This window comes from Streptomyces sp. NPDC029292 (assembly GCF_055569295.1).
Genome location: NZ_JBVHXR010000004.1, coordinates 31,922 through 47,778 on the forward strand (window position 1 = coordinate 31,922; position 15,857 = coordinate 47,778).

Genomic DNA, 15,857 nt, shown 5'->3' on the forward strand with positions numbered 1-15,857 from the left:
CGGTCATGTCACTCACCCCCGTGCCGCCGCAGCGAACTCGCCGGATCCGGGCGGTGCAGCGCCAGGAACGCCGTGATCGCGAGCGGTGTCACGGCCACGGCGGCCAGCAGCGCGGCGACGTGCGGGAGCGGGAGTTCGACCAGGACCTTCGGGACCGGCCGGGTGGCCTCGGAGGTCAGCACGATCAGCGGGACGACCGCCCGGGTCAGCACCGCCCCCAGGGCGACGCCCACCACCAGCGCCAGCGCCACCAGAATGCTCTGCTCGGCGGCGATCAGGCGGGCCAGCTGGCGGCGCGGGGCACCCAGCGCCCGCAGCAGCGCGAACTCGGTGCCGCGCTCCCGCAGGGATCCCACCGTGCTCACCGCGAAACCGACCGCCGCCAGCGCTGCCGCCACCAGGGCCGCCGCGGCGAACGCGGCCTCGGGGCCCGCCCCGAACGGATCGTCGCGCAGCCGGTCCGCGATCTCGTCGCGCACGACGACCTGCGACGGCTCGACGCTGGGCCGCTCCCGCACGGCGGCGGCGACCCGCGCCGCGTCACCGGGCGTGGTGCGCAGCCACCACTCGGTGGGCGGGACGCCCTGCCCGTAGCGCGCCTCCAGCACCCGGTTCACGGACCGGAGATCGACCAGCAGCGCTCCACCGTTCGACGTGCTGTCGGTCGTCGGCAGCGCCCGTACGCTGTCCACGATCCGCACCGGCACCGTCGAGCCGCCGAACGGCACGTCCACCCGCTGCCCGGTCCGCGCGCCCGCCGACTTCAGGAACTGGTCGGTCGCGACCGCGGCGACCTCCGACACCGGTGGCTGGGGCACTTGGAGACGGACCGTCAGGGAAGTCATTTGCCAGGTGAAGTCGTGCGGGACGTAGCCGGTGCCGTAGCGGACGGCAAAGGCCGAGTCCGATGCCGTCTCCACCTGCGGGGGTGTGGGCCGGGTCGAGGCGTCGGGAGACGCCGCCGTGCTGGTGGTGTGCGAGGTGGCCTTCCACCGGGCGGGCAGCGGGAGCCGCCGCTGCGTGCCGTCGCCGCCGGTCGTGCTCAACTCCTCGATGCCGAAGCGGTGTTGCTGCGCCTTGTCGATGGGCTGGGTCATGTCGAGCCGCAGCCCGGTGAGCGTCAGCGGACCGGTGGCCCCCGCGAGGTCCAGCGTGAGGGTATGTGCCCTGGAATCGGCGGCGAGCTGGCCGAGTGGCAGGGCGTACGGCGTCCCGTAGCGGTCCTCCAGAGTCACCGTCACGTCCGTCGTCGTCTCCTCCCCGCTGCTGCTCATCCGCGCGGTCAGACCGAGCCGCTCGGCGCCCTTCGGGAGCGGTGTGCCCACGGTCGCCCCCTTCGGCGCGAGCCCCGCCAGCAGCGGCCGCACCGGCCCGTCGGCCAGGTCGCCCCGCAGCAGCACCCCGTCCGCCGAGTGCGCGGTGTCCAGCGCCAGCACCGTCGCCGTACGGTTGGCGGACAGCGGCAGGGTCGTACGGGTGGCGGGTGCCGCCTCGCGGACGTGCGGGAGCGCCGTGTAGGTCCCGGCCTGGCCCAACTCGCCCTCGCCGCCCGGGAGGACACGGACGGACGTACCGGCCTCGAAGTCCGCCTGGTCGTCCTGCGAGCGGTTCCAGGAGGAACCCTGGCCGATGGCCAGCATGCCCATGGCGACGGCGAGGACGAGGAGCAGGACAGGACCTGCGCCCCGCATCGGGCGGCGGCTGAACTGCCAGCCCGCGAGCGCGGCGGGCAGCCCCCGGCCGCTCGCGGCACGGCGTTCGGCGAGCCGGGCCACGGGCGGCAGCAGCCGCAGGGTGAGCACGGTTCCGGCGAGCAGGGCGAGGGCGGGCGCGGAGACCAGGAGCGGGTCGATGCCGAGGGTGCCGATGGGGGTCCCCCCTGCCCGAGCGGAGCCGGGAGTTTGGGGGAGGTTGCCGGTGACGGCACCGGAGGTCTGCCGGTTCAGCTGCCAGTACGCGACCGCCGCGATCACCAGCAGACCGACGTCCGCGCCCGCGCGCACCGGAGCGGGCAGCGAGCGGGCCCGCCCCTCGACCGCGTCCCCGGAGGTCAGTGCCGGAACCGTCACGGCCAGCGCGCATCCCAGCGCCACACCCGCCGCGACCAGCCACACACCGCCGCGCCCGCCCGAGGTGTCGAGGCGCAGCCCGATCCGCGCCAGCGCGCCCTGCCCGGCGAGCAGCCGGGTCAGCGGCCCGGCGAGGAGCGGCGCGCAGAGCGCGGCGGGCCCGGCGAGCAGCAGCGCCTCCAGGGCGGCGAGCCCCGCGACCCGGCCGCGCGAACCGCCGCGCGCCCTCAGCAGCCGTGTCTCGCCCGCCCGTTCGGTACTCAGCAGCCGGGCGACCAGGAGCAGCGCGTACCCGGCGAGCAGCGCCAGCTGCAACACGACGATCAGCAGCGTCGAACGCGACACCAGCAGCGAACGCTCGACCCGGTTCAGCACCTCGGGCAGCGAGGTCGTGACGGCCGTGATGCCGCTCAGGGCACCGGCCTTGCGCAGTGTCCGCTGCCCCGCGCCGGCCGCGTCCCGCAGGGCGCCGATCCGGCCGGGCGTCAGCGTCGAGAAGTCCGCTGACGCCTGCCACGCGGATTCCCCGGCGCTCACCCGGCCACCGCCGAGGACGGCGGGATCGGTGAGCAGTGGCCCGTACGTCGTGAAGTCGACCTTGTTGATGCCGCGGCCGCCCAGCTCGTCCAGCTTCCAGTAGGGCGCGGTCGGTTGGGCGGGCCGGTACAGGCCGGTGATCCGGACGCGCACCTTCGGGCCGCTGAGCCGGTCGACGAGGGTGAGCCGCGCGCCGGGCTTCAGGCCGAGGCGGTCGGCGGCCGTCGCGGGCAGTGCGACGTCCACGACCGCGCCACCGGACCCGCCGGGCAGCCGCCCGGCGGTGACCCGGATCTGGGTGCGGTCGAGGGCGGCGAAGTGGGTGAGATCCGGGTCGCCGGAACGGGCGGCGGGCGGCTGCAGAGTGCGGGGCAGCGCGTACGGGCCCGAGCGCACCAGGGTCCGCAGCGTGACCGGGAACCCGCCGAAGGTCTGCCGGGCTCCCTCGCGCACGGCCCGGTCGGCGGCCTCGCGCTGCTCCGCGGGGACCTCGGCCTTGACGACCAGCGCGGTGTCGGCGGCGGTCCGGGGGTCCTGGAGCGCGTGGCGCAGGGACGCGTCGCCGATTGCGCCGGAGTACACCGTGAGGGTGGCGAGCACCGCCGTGGTCAGCAGGACGGTGAGCAGCGCGGCGGCGAGCAGCAGGCGATGCGCCCGCGCACGCAGTAGTACGAAACCCGTCACCCGGCCCCCCGCCGTCGTCCCGGCCTTCGGGCGATGCTGGCAGAGGGGCGGCACACGGGTAAGCGCTTGTGGGGTGGGCTTGACCGGATCGTGACCGGAATCCGGCGTCGAGCGACCGGAATGTGAGCGTCAGCGAGTAACCGGAATGCGTACGTCAGCGAGTGACCGGAATACGTACGTCAGCGACCGATCGGAATACGCGCGTCAGCGACCGAGGATCATCCGGCGGTGTTCACCATCGAAGCCGCCGCGTACGTCAGGTAGTTCCACAGCGTGTGCTCGTGCTCCTCGGAGAGGCCGAGCTCCTCGACGGCGACGCGCATGTGCTTGAGCCAGGCGTCGTGCGCGGCCTGGTCGACGGTGAACGGGGCATGGCGCATCCGCAGCCGGGGATGGCCGCGGTTCTCGCTGTACGTCGTCGGGCCGCCCCAGTACTGAATCAGGAACAGCGTGAGGCGCTCCTCGGCCGGACCCAGGTCCTCCTCGGGATACATGGGCTTCAGCAGCGGGTCCTCGGCGACACCCTGGTAGAAACGGTGGACAAGGCGCCGGAAGGTCTCCTCGCCGCCGACCTGCTCGTAGAAGGTCTGCTCCTGAAGCGTGCCGCGCCGAATCTCATTCACCCGTCCATGGTCTCAGACCGGGTGGCGGAGGACTCAAGGCTTGGGACCACCGGCTTGAGTGAGCCATTCCGGATCGGCCGGGTCCGGTGCTCGCCTCGCGGCCACCGCCGCAGCACAGTGGAGGTATGAGCGCGCACGCTCTCGACCACGACCTCGACGACCTCGCCACCCTGGCGCGGGCCGCCCTGGTGCGCGAGATCGACCGGAGCGGGGCCTGGGAGGATGATCCGGTCTGGCGGGAGGCGTTCGAGGCGGTCCCCCGCCACCTCTTCGTGCCGTACTACTACATCGGAGTCAAGGGCGGCTTCGAGCGGGTGTGGGGTGAGGACCCCGACCCGCGGGCCCGGGAGCGCTGGGTGCGCGGCGCGTACGCGGACTCCCCGCTGGCCACCCGGGTGCGCGACGGGGAGCTGGTCTCCTCCAGCAGTCAGCCGTCGCTGATGGCGAAGATGCTGACCGAGCTGGAGGTACGGGACGGGGACGCCGTCCTGGAGATCGGCGCCGGGACCGGCTACAACGCGGCCCTGCTCGCCCACCGCCTCGGCGACGACCTCGTGACCACCATCGACCTCGACACGGAGATCACCGAGTCCGCGCGACGGCACCTGGCCACCGCCGACTACCACCCGACCGTCGTCACCGGCGACGGCGCCCGCGGGGTCCCCGGGCGTGCCCCCTTCGACCGGATCATCGCCACCTGCACGCTGACCTCGATCCCGCACCCCTGGCTGCTCCAGTGCAACCCGGGCGCCCGCATCCTCGCGCCGCTGGCCACCGGACTGATCGCCCTGCGGGTCCGGGACACCGGGCACGCCGAGGGGCGCTTCCTGCACACGCCCGCCTATTTCGTGCCGCTGCGCGGCGGCACCCGACGCGAGCCGGAGCCGGAGCCGCAGCACCTGGGCGCGCTGCCGCGCCGGGCAAGGGTCCACGAGCTGTTCCGGTTCCTGCTGACCCTGACGGCCGGCCGCCTCGACCCGTACGAGGCGTACGCGCTGTGGGAGCGCGAGGAGCAGCCGGTGCGCGAGCGGTACGGGATCACGGTCAGCGGCGAACGCGCCTGGGCGTGGCTGGACGCCCCCGAGGGGCCGTACGCCTGGCCGCTGCCGTAACCACGTACCTCAGCGGGCGGTCCTAGCCGCGCCTGACGGTGATCGTCGTCCAGGCGCCCACGTGCACCCGGTCCCCGTCCTGGAGCGGTACCGGCACGAACGGCTGGATGGGCTCCTCGCCGCCGTTGACCGTGGTCCCGTTCGTGGAGTTCTGGTCGACGACCGCCCAGCTGCCGTCCGGCTGCTGGACCAGGACCGCGTGCTGGTGCGAGACGCCCGGGTCCTCCGGGGGCACCGACAGATCGATGTCGGGGGTGTCGCCGGTGGAGTGCCGGCGGCGGCCGATGGTGAACTGGTTGCCGGTGAGCGGGCGCTGCTGCTCCGGCGAGTACGCGGGCAGGTTCAGGCCCGCGGCCTCGGGGCCGGAGCGCTGCATCATCGCCATGAAGTACTCGCGGTCGGGACCGATCGTCACGGTCCAGGACAGCGCGCGCTGCTGCTGGTAGGCGGGGCCGGGCGGGGCCTGGGTCGGGCCGGACTGCGGGTAGCCGTAGCCGCCGCCCTGGCCGGCGCCGGGACCGTTCGGGCCACCCGGGCCGCCGGGCGCACCGGCGGACGGCGGGGAGATGACCCAGTCGTCGTCACCGCCGCCGAAGGACGGGCCGCCGGGCTGCGGGCCGGGGGCCTGCGGTGGTGCGCCCACCGGGAAGTAGGGCGCGGCCGGCTGCTGGCTGTAGGCCTGCGGGGCGCCGGGGCCGCTCTGGCGGCCGGGCTCGTCGGGGCCTCCGGGCGTGGGCCCGGGCGGCGGCGGAACCGGACGCGAGGGGTCGCCGCCGAACGCCGGGGGGCCGCCGCCGAACGGCGGAACGGGCGGACCCGGCGGAATCGGTTCGGCGGGCCTGTTCATCTGCGAGGGCCGCGAGCTCTGGTACTCGAAGGGGTCCTGACCGGGACCGGCGGGCTGCCCCGGCTGCTGGAACCCCTGCTGCTGGAACCCCTGCGCCGGATTCGGGCCTCCGGCAGGACCGGGCGCGGGAGCCGGCGGACGCGGCGCGGCAGGCGTGTACGAGGTCGCGGTGTTCGTCAGGAAGTTCCACCGGCACTGCTCGCAGAACGGCGCGCCGCCCTCACGGGGCGTACGGCACTGCGGGCAGAGCTCCGGCGCGGGGTCGGGCACGGCGGAGAGGTGCCCTCGCCCGCCGGCGCCGGGCGGCGGCGGCGAACCGGGCGCCGGATAGCCGTAACCCGCGGCGGGCGGCGGTGGTGGGGGCGGAGGTACGGCACCGGCCATGCGGTGACCGCAGACCTCGCACCAGTCGTCGGATCCCGACTGGTGTCCGTTCGGGCAGGTCGGCATGTCGGCGCGTCCCCCTTTCCTTTCCGGCCGTTATGGCCGGGTTTCTCCAGCCCCCAGGAGGGAACCGGGCTCGCTACTTCTTTACACGAACAGTCTTTGTGGACCGTGTCTCAAGGGTCATCTCGTCAGCCTCTGCGACCCTTGCCTTCAATCGCACAGTACCTGCCGCGGCGTCGACGACGTCCACCACCTTCGCAAGCAGTTTCGCAGTATCGGCGTTGCCGGACGCGCTGGCGAGCTGAACGGCGCGTCCCAGCTTGGCCGTTGCTCCATCGATATCCCCCGCTTTGCGGGCATCCAGACCTTGTTGGATGACTTGCGCCAGTTCCGCCTGACCTGTGTAGTGCGCGACCTGTGGATTGATCGACGTCGACGCCACCATGTCCTCGGTCCACACCGCCCGTACGAGCCCCTGCGCGCCGAGGTTCTGCACGCTGCCGTCGCCCCGCGGGATCACCAGAGAGACCCGGGCGGCCAGCATCTCCTGGCCGATTCCGGCCGAGGGGACCTCGACGCACACGTGGTAGTCGCGGGACTCGTCGCCCCAGGAACCGGTGGGGTAGTCACCGGCGCGCGGGCCCGCCTCGGTGCGGCGGTCGGTCAACTCCTCGACTGTGGGGGCCACTTGCTTGACGAACTTGACCGCCGTGCCGACGGGTGTCCACAGCCTGAGGGCGACGTCCGCGACCTCCTTGCCCATGGCCGTCTCCATCATCTGCGTGAAGTCGGCGGCGAGGGCGGCCGGGTCGGCGACGATGTCGGCGGTGCCGAGCAGCGCCGAGGCGATCCCGGTGACCTCCTTGACCTCCCAGTCCGTGCCGACACCGCGCGCGTCACAGGTGAAGCGCCCGGCGCAGGAGTCCAGGGCGGCCTTCAGGTCCTCGGGCGACTCGTGTTCGTTGCGGCCGTCGGTGAGCAGGATGCCGTGCCGGATCGAGACGTCCGCCGACGACAGCAGGCGGTCGGCGAGCCGCAGCCAGGTGCCGATCGCCGTACCGCCGCCCGCGCTCAGCTTGCGCAGCGCCTGCTTGGCCTGGTCGCGGGTCGCCGCGTCCGCCACGGCCAGCCGCCCGTTGCCCGGGTAGATCTCCTTGGCGATGTGCGTGCCGCCGATCACGGCGAAGTGCACGCCGTCGCGCAGGGAGTCGACCGCGGCGGCCGTCGCGTCCCGCGCGCCCCGCATCTTGGTCGGCGGGTAGTCCATCGAGCCCGAACAGTCGACCATGATCGCCACGGCCGCGTCCGGGCCCTGCCCCGCCGTGTACAGGTGTGGCGACGCGACGGCGCTTCCGATGGTGCCGCCGCCGGTGGCGCTCACCGTGACGATCGCGTTGACCTCGCGGCCGCCCTCGGGCAGGTACTCGTTCTGGTACACGTCCACCGAGAACTGCGGCACGTTCGACTTGGAGAAATTGGCCATGCCTTCTCTGTCCCCCTCAGGACCCCGCGGTACCGCGGGGCGATGACTGTATGCGGACCGGTCCCCTCCGGTCCGAGGCCGCTCCCGTTCGACGGCCCAGACCGTCGCCTCGTTCGCGGTTCTGCGGTTCTGCGGTTCGCGGCCTCAGGCCGATCCTGCCCCCTGTGGCGGGGCGGGGAACGGCAGGACCGCCACTGTTACGTTGTCGTGGCCCCCGCCGTCCAGGGCGTGGCCGACCAGGACCTGGGCACTGTGCAGGGGCCTCTCGGCCGCGTCGAGGGGCACGACCTCCGCCATGTCCTCGGCCGCCTCCGCGTAGTTCCACAGTCCGTCGGTGCACACCACCACTACACCCGGCCGGTCCGGCTTGAAGGAAGCGGTGTGCGGCTCCAGTTCGTACGCGTCCGCGCCGAGCCAGCCCGTGATGGCGTGGGCGCGCTCGTCGGCGTACGCCTCCGCCTCGCTCATCAGGCCCGCCGCGACCATCTGCGCGGCCCACGAGTCGTCCTCGGTGAGCCGGGCGGGGGGCGAACTCCGGTCGACGGGCACCCAGTAGGCGCGGCTGTCGCCGACCCAGCCGACGATCAGCAGGGTGGGGGTGATGACGGCGCCGACGAGCGTGCAGGCCGGCGCGTTCACATGGGGTGCGTGCTCGTCGTGCGAGGTGGGTGTGTCGGCCAGGGCGTTGACCGCGTGCGAGGCCGCGATGATCGCCTCGTGCATGGCCTGCTGCGGGTGCGTGCCGAGCGGCAGGGCCTCCAGCAGTGCCTCGTTGGCCGCGCGGGACGCGGCGAGCGAGGCCTCGTCCGGGCGGGTCGCGGAGGAGACGCCGTCACACACGATCGCGACGACCGCGGGCGAACCGTCGGGCAGCGCGGCCGAGGAGATGGCGAACGCGTCCTCGTTGCGGTGGTGGCGCAGGCCCCGGTCGCTGACCGCGGCGACCGCGCCCAACTCATGCTCCATGTGGTCGCGTTCGCGCGGCTGGGCGTGCCCGCAGTTCTCGCAGTAGCCGTCGCTGTCCACGCTGCCCGAGCGGCAGGCGACACACAGCTTGGTGCCCGCGGGCGGCGTCGAGAGGTCGGCGGTGCGCGGATCGGCGGGCGCCTCGGCCGAGGGAGGGGCCTGCGGCGCGGCCTGGGGTGCGGCCAAGGGGTACTCGTCCGGCTCCGAGGGCCTGTCGAACCGCACGCCGGCGGATCCCGCGGCGGCGTGCGGGATTTCCGAGCCGCCCGAGTCCGTGCCCCGGATGTCCGCGGCCCGGTGCACCGGCGCGGGCGTGTCGGAGCTGTCGACCTCGGGCGCGACGGGCCAGTCCACCGACGCGGAGGCCGAAGGGGGCCGCGACGAGGTGCCGTTCATGGTGATCGTGGGGTGATCCTCGGGCGGTGCGGGCACCACCGACAGGTCGTACCCGCACGCACCGCAGAAGCGGTCACCGGCCTCCAGCGGCTCCTCGCAACTGGGGCACCGCGAAAGGGCCGTCGGCTGGGGCATCTGCGACATCAATCACACCCACGTCCGGGGGCGGTAACGATTGGCACGTTCCACCAGGTCGATCCTCTCCTCGCCGCCCTGCGCGAGCCGGGCCAGCGTCCGGTACGAGCGTTCGAGGCCGAAGCGGAGGCCGCGCTCGTCGAGCTCACTGCCGAGCAGCACACGTCCGCCGCCGGAGGCCGGAGCGGAACCCTGGCTACCGGAGAGTATCCAGTCCAGCGCGCAGCCAAGGACTTCCGTCGACAACTGTTCGCGCCGGACCGCGTCCAGACCGTATCCGTCAAGGGCCTCGACCTGTCCGGCTGCCGCCGTCAGATCGTCCAGGAACGGTGCGGCCGCCGCCTCCTGGGCCAGCCGCTGCCGCAGCCGCGCCCGTACGGCCGCGACCCGCGCCGCCGTGTAGTGGATCGACGCCTCCGGTACGGACTCCAGCGTGCGTACGGCGCCACGGCGGTCGCCCGCGGCGAGCTGCACGCGGGCCAGGCCGAACGCCGAGCTCACATAGCTGGGGTCGGTCGTCCACACCAGGCGGTAGTACTCGGCGGCGTTGTCCAGCTGCCCGAGCACCTCCGCGCACAGGCCGAGGGCCAGCTTGGGCGCGGGTTCGCCGGGGAAGGCGTCGTAGATCGCGTCGAAGGACAGCGCCGCGATCTCGTACTCCCCGGTCGCGAGGGCCGTCACGCCCCGGTACCAGACCACCCGCCAGTCGTCGGGGTGGTCCGCCTCCAAGGTGTCGAGCGCCCTGCCCGCGCTGCCCAGTTCGCCCATCTCGAGACGGGCCCGCAGCTCACGAAGGCGCAGCTCCAGCGAGCCCGCCGGCGCCGTGTGCAGCGCCGCGATCAGCTCCGCCGGAGCGGAGGCCATGAGCCCCGCGAGGAAACCGGCGTTGGGGTCGCTCGGGTCCACCCGGGGGACGGGCAGCGCGAGCGCCGTGGCGGCACCCTGGACGGGTTTGACCAGGGTGGCCGGAACGGGTCCGGGTACGGGGGGAAGGACGGGGGTCCCGTTCGTGCCGGCAGGCAGCCGGGGTGCGCCCTTCTTCCCTCGTACGGGAATCTCCCGCGTCCCCAATCGCGACACATCCCCGTCCAGTCGGCCGAACAACTCCGTGTCCGTGACCTTCAGTTCGGGCCCGAACAGGGTGGACAGCGCCGGGCGGGCACGGCCCGACTGGAGGGAGACGACCTCGCGCAGGACGCCGGTCAGCTGCTCGGACATCTCCTGCGCGGAGGCGAACCGGCGGGCCGGGTCGGGGTCGGTGGCGCGGACGAGGAGCCGGTAGAAGGACTCGTAATGGCGGAAGACCTCGATGTTGTCCGGGTCGGGCAGGGAGTCCACGAAGACGTTCGTGTAGCCCTGGAAGTCGAAGGTGAGCACGGCGAGGGTGCGGGCGACCGTGTACAGGTCGGAGGCGACGGACGGGCCGACCTCGGCCACCTCCGGCGCCTGGTAGCCCACCGTGCCGTAGATGGCCGACTCGTCGTCGTCCATCCTGCGCACCGCACCCATGTCGATCAGCTTGAGCTGGTCCTCGGTCTGGATCGCGTTGTCGACCTTGAAGTCGCAGTAGAGGAGGTTGCGGGTGTGCAGATGGCCGAGCGCCTCCAGGGCCTCGATGCCGTACGCGCAGGCCTGCTCCACCGGCAGCGGATCCCGCTTCCCGTCCGCCGTACGGCGGTCGTTGGCGATCTCCTTGAGGGACTTGCCGCCGACGTACTCCATGACGATGTACCCGTCCAGCGAACCCGTCCGCTGGTCCAGGTGCTCCACGAAGTTGTAGATCCGCACGATGTTGGCGTGCTCGATCTCCGCGAGGAAGCGCCGCTCGGAGATCGCGGCGGCCATCGCGTCCTGGTCGCCCGTGTCGAGCAGGCCCTTGAGGACCACCCAGCGGTCGGAGACCGCGCGGTCGACGGCGAGATAGACCCAGCCGAGGCCGCCGTGCGCGAGACAGCCCACCACCTCGTACTGGCCGTGCACGATGTCGCCCGCGGCCAGCTTCGGCACGAACGAGTACGGGTGGCCGCACTTCGTGCAGAACCCCTCGGTGCGCCCTGCCCGCTCGCCGCGCGAACGCCCCACCGGCGCCCCGCAGTCGGAGCGCGAGCAGAACCGCTTGCGCTCGGGCACCTCCGGGTTCTCCTGGACCATCGCGCGCGGGTCGGGGCGCGGCACGTCCGGGACCTCGACCAGGCCGACGCCGAGCCGGCCCCGCCCGGAGGAACCCGCGGTCGAACCGGAGCTGCGGACCGACACCGAGCGGCCCGTCGAGCTGCCCGACAGCGAGCGCGAGAGGCGCCCGGAGACCGAGCGCCGCGACTGCGAGGAGCGCGACGACGTACGGGAGCTGGCGCGCGAACTGTTGCGCGCGCTACTTCTGCCCGATCCGCGCGAGTCCCTGCCGCCCGCCGTGATCCCGGTCGGGGGTGAGCCCACCGTGCCGTTCGTCGAGACGACCGGGGCCAGACCGCATGTGTCGCAGTACAGCTCGCCGCCGCCCACGTCCTCGTACGACCCCGAGCAACCGGGCCGCTGGCACTTCTGCTGTCCACTCACAGCCTGCTGACTCACGATTCCCCCCTCCGGTCCACACGGTCATGGGGCCCGCTCTGCTCGGGCACCCGCGGGTTGAGCAGATCGGCGGCCGCGCGCTGGTAGCGCAGCACCGACTCCGCCGCGACGCGCAGATCGCAGGGCGCGCTCCACAGCATGCGCCGCGCCGCGTCGTAGCGCTCGATGAGGAACGGGTCCTCCGCGAGGCCGTGCCGGGCGACCTTCGCCTTGTACGCGTCGAGGCGGCCGCGCAGCTCCGCGCGGACCGCCAGCGGCGCGGTGACCGCTGTCAACGACTCGCGGGCGCGCAGCAGCTCGTCCTCGGCCTTCTCCTCCAGCGACTCCAGGAGCGGCGAGAGGCGGTGCCACTGGGCGTGTCTGCGGTACTCGGCGGCCGTCGCCAGCTGCTCCTGGAGCGCGGTCGGCGGACCGCTGACGGCGGGCACCTCGGACGCGGCGATCTTCGCGAGCACCTCGCCGCGGGCGCTTCTCGCCTCGGCGAGCGTGCGGTCCGCGCGGCTCAGCACGTCCCGCAGCTTCACCAGCCGTGCCTCCGCGTCCTGGCGGACGGTGAGCACCGCGTCGATCTCCCGGCGCACGTCCTCCAGGGCGCGCGCCTCGCGGTCGTACGTCGTCGTGTCGGGGCGTCCGCCGCCGGGCGCCGAACTGCCCTGCGCGGGCAGCCAGAAGGCCAGCGGGTCGGAGACCACGCGCTCACGCAGCGTGGTGAGCGTGCGGGTGATCCGCTCCAGGTCGTCGCCCGCCGGGTGCTCGCCGGGGCGTACGCCGACGGAGTGCGCGAGCTGGCGGGTGCGCTGGAGTTCCGCGGCCAGTAAATCGATCCGGGCGGGCAGCGCGGACCACACGGCGTCCGAGGCGACGACCATGTCGAGCGAGGACGCGTACAGCTCGTTCATCCGCTCCACCAGCGCGCTCAGCGAGAACTGCTCGCTGAGCTTGGCCGACCCCGAGAGCGTCGGCGCGTTCGCCGTGGCGGTGGTGGACCCGGCGACCGTGATGCTGGAGCCGCGCAGCAGCTCGGTCAGCTCGACCAGGTCCTCGCGGCTCGACCAGCGGCGGCGGGAACGGATGTCGCGCGCGGAGCGCAGCGCGTCCGTGTACGCGTCGAAGTACGCCCACAGCAGGCTGATCGACGCCTCCGCGGACGTCCAGCGCTCCTTCGTCGTGCCCGTGAGCTCGGCGCCTTCGAGGAGTCTGCGGCCCGCGTGGTCCTGCAGGGCGAGGAGCGAGGTCTCGATGGCCTCGTGCTCCGCGCCGAGCCGCGCCAGCGCACGGTCCACCTCGTCCCGGTCCATCACCGGCCCGGGGGGTCCCGTGACGCCCATCGATCACCTCTCGCTCTCTTCGTTCCCTGCGCGCGTGTCCGGTGCGCCCGGGTAACTCTCCAGTCGTATCAGGTCGGTTACTTGTACTTCGCCGCGGGCGGGTTCGCCGACTCGGAGTCCGCGCCCAGGGTCGGGGACAGCCACTTGTCGTACGACGCGCGCCAGCCGCCGCTCTTGCGGTAGTCCACGAGAACCTGGTTGACCCGGCGTACCAGATCGTCGGACTGCTTGTTCATCGCCACGCCGTAGTACTCGGTCGTGAAGCGGTTGCCCTTGAGCTCGACCGTCGGATCCTGCGCGGCCTGGCTCGCGGCGAGCGCGCCGTCGGTCACGACGGCGTCGACCTCGCCGAGCTGGAGCCGCACCAGGCAGTCGAGCTGGTTGGGGACGGTGGTGGATATGTCGGCGGAGGGGACGAGCTTGCCGTCGGCCTTGTCGGCCGTCAGCTTGTCGAGCGCGGTGGAGCCCGCCGCCGAGCAGAGCCTCTTGTTCGCCAGCGACTTGTCGTACCCCGTGATGTCCGAGGTCTTCGAGGCGAGGATCTGCTGGCCGGTCAGGAAGTAGGGGGCGGAGAAGGCCACGTCCTTGAGACGCACGCAGTTGATGGTCATGGCGCGGACCACCATGTCGACCTGGCCGCTCTGGATCGCCGGGATGCGCTGGTTGGTGGGGATGGCGTGGAACCGGATGGCGTTCGGGTCGCCGATGATCTCCTTCGCGATCTCGCGCGCGAGATCGATGTCGAAGCCCTCCAGGTCGCTGTTCTTCTTGGTGCTGTTGGGATCGCGGTAGCCCCAGCGGTAGCTGTTCTGGTCGACGCCGACCGACAGATAGCCGCGCTTCTTGATGGCCGCGACCGCCGTGCGGCTCTCGTCACCGGACGGGGCGAGGCTCTGGTCCTGCGGATCGGTGCACTCGTCGGCCTTCGCCTGGGTGCCCTCGGCGACGCCCTGGCCGCCGATTCCCGTGCTGTCGTCCCCGCCCGCGTCGGTCAGCGGCAGCAGCGCGAAGGCCGCGGTGAGGACGCAGGCGACGGCCATCGCGCCCACGCCGCCCCAGCCCTTCAGGCTTGCCCTCAGGCGTCGTGCTGTCATCGCCGCTCCCCCTCTCACCGGTACTCCGAAAGCCTGCGCCCGATGCCGAGCAGCGCGCCCGCCGCGGCCAGCACCGCGAGGACCGCCGCGCCCACCGGGAGGCCGGTCATCGCGTCCCGGCCGTCGGTCGCCGCCTGCTTGAACTCGCTCTCCTCGTGCGCCAGCGCGATCGCCAGGTTCTTGTCGACGCCGTCGAAGCACTCGCCCGTCGGCTGGTCGCTCTTGGCGCCGATCACCTTGTCCAGTGCGCCCTGGTAGTCGCCCGCGTCGTCGGCCGCGCGGGCCTCCGTGTGGCGGGTCTTCCACACCTTCATGTTGCCGGTCGCGGCCTGTACGGGCTTCTCGCCCGCCTGGTCGTCGGCCAGGTCGGCCGCCAGGGTCAGACCCTTGGTGAGCGACTTCATCTCCTGCTGGAAGTCGTAGTCGAAGCGATCCACGGTCTTGCCGTCGGCCAGTGTCTTGGTCTCGGCGCCGCGGCTGACCAGCGTCAGGTTCTCGTTGCCCCGCGCGTTCAGGGAGGCGATCCGGGCGTCATGCAGCACGTTCAGAGAGCGGACCCCGTGGTCGAACGACTCGTTGAGTCCCGCGCGGGCGACGCTGTGCCCGACGACGAGCCAGAGCAGTACGACCGTGGAGGCGGCGGTGGCGGCGACCAGGCCTTGGTTCAACACCCGGTTCGTGCGGCGGTAGTTGCGCCGCTGGGCCCAGACGAGGCCGCCGAGGGCGAGTACGCCGAGGCCGATGGAGGCCCACGGGTAGGGCTTCGCGTCGGCGTAGTCGGCGCTCAGCCGCTGGTTCTCCCGCTCGTAGAGATCCTTCGACGCCGGGAGCATCTGCTCCTGCATCTTCTCGTTGGCGTACCGCAGATAGGCGCCGCCGAGGGGGAAGCCCTGCCGGTTGTTGGCGCGGGCCCGCTCGATCAGGCCCTTGTACTCGGGCAGCAGCTTGTTCAGCTTGGAGATGGTGTCCGCCGAGGGGGAGCCCGGATCCGAGTTGGCGGCGGCGGTGATCAGCTTCGCGGCGGCGGTCTTGATGTCCTTCTCGTACCGGTCCCGCGAGGTCTTCGTCTCCTGGCCGCCCGCCAGGAAGCCGCTGGAGGCCGCCGTGTTGGCGTCGGCGAGGGAGCGGTAGATGTCCGCCGCGCTCGCGCTCAGCGGCTGGCTGCGGTGCAGCACGTCGTCCGCGGCGGCCGAACGCTCCGTCATCTGCCAGGCCGTGACCGTGCCGAAGGCGACGACCAGCAGGGCGAGGACGGCGCCGATGATCCGGAGCCGGCCGGGCTCCGTCGTCGCCGCGGCGCGCAGCCGGTCGATGCCCTCCGCCCATGCCGTACGGCGTGCGGGCGTCGCGGGGCCGTGCTGCGGTGCAGCGGGGCCGCTCTGCGGTGCCGGAGGTCCGGACTGCGGCGGCACGGACGGCATCGTGGGCGCCACCTGTCCCGGTGGCGCCGTGCTGCCGTTCGGCGGGTATGTCACTTGACCTCCCCCATGGTCATCTGTCGGTCACCTTCGTCCCGTGCGCGGGAGCACGGACAAGGGTGCACGGCCGCAAGTATCGCCGCCGGGACTGACATCCGCACAGGCCTTGACTGGATCTTGTTCGGATTACAGCGCAGCGCGAAGCTT

The 15,857-nt window shown here is 72.8% G+C and carries 10 protein-coding genes; 1 reads left to right on the top strand and 9 read right to left on the bottom strand.

The features are described from left to right. Positions 1 to 8: 8 nt before the first annotated feature. Both ACZ4WS_RS11305 and ACZ4WS_RS11310 read right to left on the bottom strand, forming a co-directional pair. A complete protein-coding gene (locus ACZ4WS_RS11305) occupies positions 9 to 3,290 on the bottom strand; it encodes an FtsX-like permease family protein (protein ID WP_467979346.1) in 3,282 nt (1,093 codons plus the stop codon). A 218-nt stretch (positions 3,291 to 3,508) separates the two neighbouring features. After that, a complete protein-coding gene (locus tag ACZ4WS_RS11310) occupies positions 3,509 to 3,913 on the bottom strand; it encodes a globin (protein ID WP_467979348.1) in 405 nt (134 codons plus the stop codon). A gap of 125 nt (positions 3,914 to 4,038) precedes the next feature. Here ACZ4WS_RS11310 and ACZ4WS_RS11315 point away from each other — a divergent pair, with 125 nt between their 5' ends. Further along, positions 4,039 to 5,025, top strand: a complete 987-nt coding sequence (locus ACZ4WS_RS11315) for a methyltransferase domain-containing protein (protein WP_467979350.1) — start codon at positions 4,039 to 4,041, stop codon at positions 5,023 to 5,025. 22 nt (positions 5,026 to 5,047) lie between these two features. Here the strand turns inward: ACZ4WS_RS11315 and ACZ4WS_RS11320 are convergent, their stop codons facing one another. The 7 genes from ACZ4WS_RS11320 to ACZ4WS_RS11350 form a co-directional block, all read right to left on the bottom strand. After that, positions 5,048 to 6,322 carry an FHA domain-containing protein gene (locus ACZ4WS_RS11320; protein ID WP_467979352.1) on the bottom strand — a complete coding sequence of 425 codons (1,275 nt, stop codon included), beginning with the start codon at positions 6,320 to 6,322 and terminating at the stop codon, positions 5,048 to 5,050. Positions 6,323 to 6,395: 73 nt separating this feature from the next. Further along, the gene (locus ACZ4WS_RS11325) at positions 6,396 to 7,742 is read right to left on the bottom strand and encodes a vWA domain-containing protein (protein WP_467979354.1); all 1,347 of its coding nucleotides are present in this window, start codon (positions 7,740 to 7,742) and stop codon (positions 6,396 to 6,398) included. 144 nt (positions 7,743 to 7,886) lie between these two features. Then, positions 7,887 to 9,251, bottom strand: coding sequence for a PP2C family serine/threonine-protein phosphatase (locus tag ACZ4WS_RS11330; protein ID WP_467979356.1), 1,365 nt, complete (start codon positions 9,249 to 9,251; stop codon positions 7,887 to 7,889). Beyond that, the gene (locus ACZ4WS_RS11335; protein WP_467979357.1) at positions 9,252 to 11,810 is read right to left on the bottom strand and encodes a serine/threonine-protein kinase; all 2,559 of its coding nucleotides are present in this window, start codon (positions 11,808 to 11,810) and stop codon (positions 9,252 to 9,254) included. It lies immediately after the preceding gene. Further along, complete coding sequence (locus ACZ4WS_RS11340) at positions 11,807 to 13,138, bottom strand: hypothetical protein (RefSeq protein WP_467979359.1); 1,332 nt, start codon at positions 13,136 to 13,138, stop codon at positions 11,807 to 11,809. Before ACZ4WS_RS11340 ends, ACZ4WS_RS11335 begins: the two co-directional genes overlap by 4 nt. 77 nt (positions 13,139 to 13,215) lie before the next feature. Continuing rightward, on the bottom strand, positions 13,216 to 14,232 hold the full coding sequence (locus ACZ4WS_RS11345; protein WP_467979361.1) for a glutamate ABC transporter substrate-binding protein: 1,017 nt from the start codon (positions 14,230 to 14,232) through the stop codon (positions 13,216 to 13,218). Between the two features lie 14 nt (positions 14,233 to 14,246). Next, positions 14,247 to 15,707: a hypothetical protein gene (locus ACZ4WS_RS11350; RefSeq protein WP_467979363.1), complete on the bottom strand. Its 1,461-nt coding sequence runs from the start codon at positions 15,705 to 15,707 to the stop codon at positions 14,247 to 14,249. Positions 15,708 to 15,857: the final 150 nt, after the last annotated feature.